This is a genomic window from Methylobacterium sp. WL6 (assembly GCF_008040095.1).
Classification (GTDB): Bacteria; Pseudomonadota; Alphaproteobacteria; order Rhizobiales; family Beijerinckiaceae; genus Methylobacterium.
On record NZ_VRVH01000633.1, the window covers coordinates 1 to 773 of the forward strand.

The window sequence follows — 773 nt, forward strand, 5'->3', positions numbered from 1 at the left end:
CCGCCGCCGGAGGCGCCCGCCGGGCCGTCGCCGGAGCAGGTCGGCGACCTGCTGCGCCTCGGCCGGATCGGCCACATCCGCGGCATCGAGGCCAAGCTCGCCGAGATGGCGCAGGATGCGCGCGTGCCGGGCGCCTTGGTGGCGGAGATGCGCGGCCTCGTGGCGGATTTCGACATGCGGCGCTACCTGCGCATCCTCCAGGAGATGTCCGAGCAGGCCGTGGAGCGGACGGTGGATCGGGAAGGCCTCGCCTCGGATGCCTGAGCCGCAGCGCGACATCGTCCTCGTCGTCGACGATTCCCCCGACACCCTCAGCTTCCTCACCGAGGCGATCGAGCGCTCCGGGGCCACCGTGCTCGTGGCGGTGGCGGGCGACCTCGCCCTGGCGCTGGTCGACGAGATCACCCCCGACGTGATCCTGCTCGACGCGATGATGCCGGGCATGGACGGGTTCGAGACCTGCCGCCGCCTCAAGGCGAAGCCGCAGGTCGCGCACGTGCCGGTGATCTTCATGACCGGGCTCACCGAGACCGAGCACATCGTGAAGGGGCTGGGCGCCGGCGGCGTCGACTACGTGACCAAGCCGATCGCGCCGGACGAGATCCTCGCCCGCATCCGCGTCCACCTGGCGAGCGCCCGCGCCGCCCAGAGCGCGCGTGCGGCCCTCGACACCGCGGGCCGCACGCCAGTGTCTTATAAACAAAATACGCTGCCGCCGCCACCGTAAGTGTTGATATCGGGGGTGGCCGGATCAATAAAAAAAAAAAGGGGGG

At 70.2% G+C, this 773-nt stretch carries 1 protein-coding gene and 1 pseudogene; both read left to right on the forward strand.

Annotated elements, in window-relative coordinates; genetic code table 11:
- Positions 1-264, forward strand: a 264-nt coding sequence (locus FV230_RS30195) for a hypothetical protein (RefSeq protein WP_187275670.1), incomplete at its 5' end; no start/stop codon positions are given.
- Positions 257-685: pseudogene (locus tag FV230_RS28890) on the forward strand (response regulator); the annotation flags it as partial. The gene FV230_RS30195 and the pseudogene FV230_RS28890, both read left to right, overlap by 8 nt.
- Positions 686-773 lie beyond the last annotated feature (88 nt).